Source organism: Nocardioides pini, from assembly GCF_026712185.1.
Classification (GTDB): domain Bacteria; phylum Actinomycetota; class Actinomycetes; order Propionibacteriales; family Nocardioidaceae; genus Nocardioides; species Nocardioides pini.
In genome coordinates this window covers 1-5,457 of sequence record NZ_JAPPUX010000012.1, presented here as the reverse complement: position 1 = coordinate 5,457, position 5,457 = coordinate 1, and the positions used below count along the sequence as shown (strand labels likewise).

Annotated in this window: 2 rRNA genes; both read right to left on the bottom strand. The window is 56.6% G+C overall.

Annotated elements, in window-relative coordinates:
- Positions 1–58: 58 nt before the first annotated feature.
- Positions 59–3,189, bottom strand: a 23S ribosomal RNA gene (locus NYO98_RS21830).
- A gap of 531 nt (positions 3,190–3,720) precedes the next feature.
- Positions 3,721–5,237, bottom strand: a 16S ribosomal RNA gene (locus NYO98_RS21825).
- Together the 16S and 23S rRNA genes form the textbook arrangement of a ribosomal RNA operon.
- Between the last annotated feature and the right edge of the window lie 220 nt (positions 5,238–5,457).

Here is a 5,457-nt window from a genome sequence, read left to right as displayed (position 1 = left end):
GTGTGTGTTCGTTGGGTGCGCGTGACGTAGGTGAACCGTGTGTGGTTTTGTACGTGGTTGGGACAAGCCCTCGGCCTATTAGTACCGGTCGGCTGGGCATTACTGCTGTACACCTCCGGCCTATCAACCCCATGTTCTGTGGGGGGCCTTACCCCATTGTTGGGTGGGAAACCTCATCTTGAAACGTGCTTCCCGCTTAGATGCATTCAGCGGTTATCACTTCCGAACGTAGCCAACCAGCCGTGCTCTTGGCAGAACAACTGGCACACCAGAGGTTCGTCCATCCCGGTCCTCTCGTACTAGGGACAGCCTTTCTCAAGTTTCCTGCGCGCGCGGCGGATAGGGACCGAACTGTCTCACGACGTTCTAAACCCAGCTCGCGTGCCGCTTTAATGGGCGAACAGCCCAACCCTTGGGACCTACTCCAGCCCCAGGATGCGACGAGCCGACATCGAGGTGCCAAACCATCCCGTCGATATGGACTCTTGGGGAAGATCAGCCTGTTATCCCCGGGGTACCTTTTATCCGTTGAGTGACCACGCTTCCACATGCCGTGGCCAGATCACTAGTTCCGACTTTCGTCCCTGCTCGACATGTCTGTCTCACAGTCAAGCTCCCTTGTGCACTTACACTCGCCACCTGATTGCCAACCAGGCTGAGGGAACCTTTGAGCGCCTCCGTTACATTTTAGGAGGCAACCGCCCCAGTTAAACTACCCATCAGGCACTGTCCCTGATCCGGATAACGGACCTAGGTTAGACATCTAGTACGACCAGAGTGGTATTTCAACGTTGACTCCACCCCCACTGGCGTGAGGGCTTCACAGTCTCCCACCTATCCTACACAAGCCGTACCAAACACCAATACCAAACTATAGTAAAGGTCCCGGGGTCTTTCCGTCCTGCCGCGCGTAACGAGCATCTTTACTCGTAGTGCAATTTCGCCGAGTCCATGGTTGAGACAGTGGGAAAGTCGTTACTCCATTCGTGCAGGTCGGAACTTACCCGACAAGGAATTTCGCTACCTTAGGATGGTTATAGTTACCACCGCCGTTTACTGGGGCTTAAATTCTCAGCTTCGACACTTACGTATCTAACCGGTCCTCTTAACCTTCCAGCACCGGGCAGGAGTCAGTCCGTATACATCGTCTTACAACTTCGCACGGACCTGTGTTTTTAGTAAACAGTCGCTTTCCCCTGGTCTCTGCGGCCATCACCGCTTCCCCCAGCAAGTGGGTTCACGGATCCGGCCCCCCTTCTCCCGAAGTTACGGGGGCATTTTGCCGAGTTCCTTAACCATGGTTGTCTCGATCGCCTTAGTATTCTCTACTTGATCACCTGAGTCGGTTTGGGGTACGGGCGGCTCGTTGCTCGCTAGAGGTTTTTCTCGACAGCATAGGATCACCCACTTCGCCAAAAATGGCTCCGCGTCACGTCTCAGACTCCACACTGAAGTGGATGGTGCGGATTTGCCTACACCACGTCCTACACGCTTGCCCACAGACAACCATCGCTGTGGCTGGGCTACCTTCCTGCGTCACCCCATCGCTTGACTACTACCAGCTCGGGTCCCACGCTCCGCCCACCAGCCTCGCCCCGAAGGGTCCGGTCCGATGAGTTTCGGGTGGTTAGCATCACCAGGTTCGTCATGGGCGCAACTTCGCCGGTACGGGAATATCAACCCGTTGTCCATCGACTACGCCTGTCGGCCTCGCCTTAGGTCCCGACTTACCCAGGGCAGATTAGCTTGACCCTGGAACCCTTGATCATTCGGCGCACGGGTTTCTCACCCGTGATTCGCTACTCATGCCTGCATTCTCACTCGTGTGGCCTCCACGCCTGGATCACTCCGGCGCTTCACTGCCCACACGACGCTCCCCTACCCATCCAGCGCACTGAACACCCATCAAGTGGATGCTGATGTATTCGCTGAATGCCATAGCTTCGGCGGATGACTTGAGCCCCGCTACATTGTCGGCGCGGAATCACTTGACCAGTGAGCTATTACGCACTCTTTCAAGGGTGGCTGCTTCCAAGCCAACCTCCTGGTTGTCAATGCGACTCCACATCCTTTTCCACTTAGTCACCGCTTAGGGGCCTTAGCTGATGGTCTGGGCTGTTTCCCTCTCGACTACGGAGCTTATCCCCCGCAGTCTCACTGCTGCGCTCTCACTTACCGGCATTCGGAGTTTGGCTAACGTCAGTAACCTTGTAGGGCCCATCGGCTATCCAGTGCTCTACCTCCGGCAAGAAACACGCAACGCTGCACCTAAATGCATTTCGGGGAGAACCAGCTATCACGAAGTTTGATTGGCCTTTCACCCCTATCCACAGGTCATCCCCTCAGTTTTCAACCTAAGTGGGTTCGGTCCTCCACGTCGTCTTACCGACGCTTCAACCTGCCCATGGATAGATCACTTCGCTTCGGGTCTTGAGCGCGCTACTGAATCGCCCTGTTCGGACTCGCTTTCGCTACGGCTACCCCACACGGGTTAACCTCGCAACACACCGCAAACTCGCAGGCTCATTCTTCAAAAGGCACGCCGTCACCCCCAGCAAGCTGAAGGCTCCGACGGATTGTAGGCACACGGTTTCAGGTACTATTTCACTCCCCGCCAGGGGTACTTTTCACCTTTCCCTCACGGTACTTGTCCGCTATCGGTCATCAAGGAGTATTTAGGCTTAACGGGTGGTCCCGCCAGATTCACACGGAATTTCAGGGGTTCCGTGTTACTTGGGAACACGCTCCAGAGCCAGTGTCTTACGTCTACGGGCCTATCACCCTCTACGGTACGGCTTTCCAACCGGCTTCGACTTCCACACTGGTTTCTTACTCTGTCCCGAGCCGGCAGACTCGAGTGAGCGGTCCCACAACCCCGCATCTGCAACCCCTGCCGGGTATCACACAGATTCGGTTTAGCCTCATCCGATTTCGCTCGCCACTACTCTCGGAATCACTGTTGTTTTCTCTTCCTGTCGGTACTGAGATGTTTCACTTCCCGACGTTCCCTCCACACACCCTATGTGTTCAGGTGCGGGTAACACGACATGACTCGTGCTGGGTTTCCCCATTCGGACACCCCCGGATCACAGCTTGGTTGCCAACTCCCCAGGGCTTATCGCAGGCTCCAACGTCCTTCATCGGCTCTTGATGCCAAGGCATCCACCATGTGCCCTTCATAGCTTGTCTCAACAACGTCAAAACAACACACGCTGCTCCACGTCGCGACACAGCCAAAGAACACCCGACCCACCCCCCAATCAAAGAGATGAGCCGGCAGACTCTTCACACACCGCGACCCGTAAGGAAACAGGCCACAGCGCGAAGATCATTACACACTCACCACACACCCTCAGGGCGTGCAGTGAAGATGCTCGCGTCCACTATGCAGATCTCAAACAACAACCCCACCAACCCCCGCACACCCCCGACCGGGGACGCTTGGGCGAAGAGAGGACACCGAAGGCCCAACCCCACACCAACCCACCAGCTCACGCCAGCAAGCCGTGCCCGACACACACCTCTCAGGTGTGTGTCGACGGCTGATCCTTCAGGACCCAACAGTGTGTCCAACCACGCCCCCAGCCAATGCCAGGCAACGTGACCACCCAGACCCCCCACCCGCAGGCAAGGAACCCAGCTGACAGTCGACGTTCCACTAGTGAGACACCACCATGCGCCGGCAGACATTCGCCACCGGTCGGGGTGTGTGCTCCTTAGAAAGGAGGTGATCCAGCCGCACCTTCCGGTACGGCTACCTTGTTACGACTTCGTCCCAATCGCCAGCCCCACCTTCGACGGCTCCCTCCACAAGGGTTGGGCCACCGGCTTCGGGTGTTGCCGACTTTCGTGACGTGACGGGCGGTGTGTACAAGGCCCGGGAACGTATTCACCGCAGCGTTGCTGATCTGCGATTACTAGCGACTCCGACTTCATGGGGTCGAGTTGCAGACCCCAATCCGAACTGAGACCGGCTTTTTGGGATTCGCTCCCCCTTACGGGATCGCAGCCCTTTGTACCGGCCATTGTAGCATGCGTGAAGCCCTGGACATAAGGGGCATGATGACTTGACGTCATCCCCACCTTCCTCCGAGTTGACCCCGGCAGTCTCCTATGAGTCCCCACCATTACGTGCTGGCAACATAGAACGAGGGTTGCGCTCGTTGCGGGACTTAACCCAACATCTCACGACACGAGCTGACGACAGCCATGCACCACCTGTACACCCCCAAAAGAAGCCCCATCTCTGGAGCGGCAGGGTGTATGTCAAACCCAGGTAAGGTTCTTCGCGTTGCATCGAATTAATCCGCATGCTCCGCCGCTTGTGCGGGCCCCCGTCAATTCCTTTGAGTTTTAGCCTTGCGGCCGTACTCCCCAGGCGGGGCGCTTAATGCGTTAGCTGCGGCACGGAATCCGTGGAATGGACCCCACACCTAGCGCCCAACGTTTACGGTGTGGACTACCAGGGTATCTAATCCTGTTCGCTCCCCACACTTTCGCTCCTCAGCGTCAGGTCATTCCCAGAGAACCGCCTTCGCCACCGGTGTTCCTCCTGATATCTGCGCATTTCACCGCTACACCAGGAATTCCGTTCTCCCCTGAATACCTCTAGTCTGCCCGTATCGAAAGCAAGCCAGGTGTTAAGCACCTGGTTTTCACTCCCGACGCGACAAACCGCCTACGAGCCCTTTACGCCCAATAATTCCGGACAACGCTCGCACCCTACGTATTACCGCGGCTGCTGGCACGTAGTTGGCCGGTGCTTCTTCTGCAGGTACCGTCACTTGCGCTTCGTCCCTGCTGAAAGAGGTTTACAACCCGAAGGCCGTCATCCCTCACGCGGCGTTGCTGGATCAGGCTTCCGCCCATTGTCCAATATTCCCCACTGCTGCCTCCCGTAGGAGTCTGGGCCGTGTCTCAGTCCCAGTGTGACCGGTCACCCTCTCAGGCCGGCTACCCGTCGAAGCCATGGTGAGCCATTACCTCACCATCAAGCTGATAGGCCGCGAGCACATCCCTGGCCGAAAAAACTTTCCACCACCATCCCATGCGAGAAGTGGTCGTATCCGGTATTAATCACCGTTTCCGGTGGCTATCCCAAAGCCAAGGGCAGATTACTCACGTGTTACTCACCCGTTCGCCGCTCGAGTACCACCGAAGTGGCCTTTCCGCTCGACTTGCATGTGTTAAGCACGCCGCCAGCGTTCGTCCTGAGCCAGGATCAAACTCTCCATCGAAAACCATCAACCCAACCCACCCCAAAGAGCAAGCCAGGCGACTATCAATAAGAGCCACATCCCTGACAAAAAACGAAACTGACATGTTGTCAGAATCATCGTCAAAGAAACCGCGACACCCAGCTCCACACGAAGCTTCACCAGATGCCAACGGGGCATAACAAACTAATTCGTCGACTAATCAAACACACTGTTGAGTTCTCAAGAATCAGACGCACCC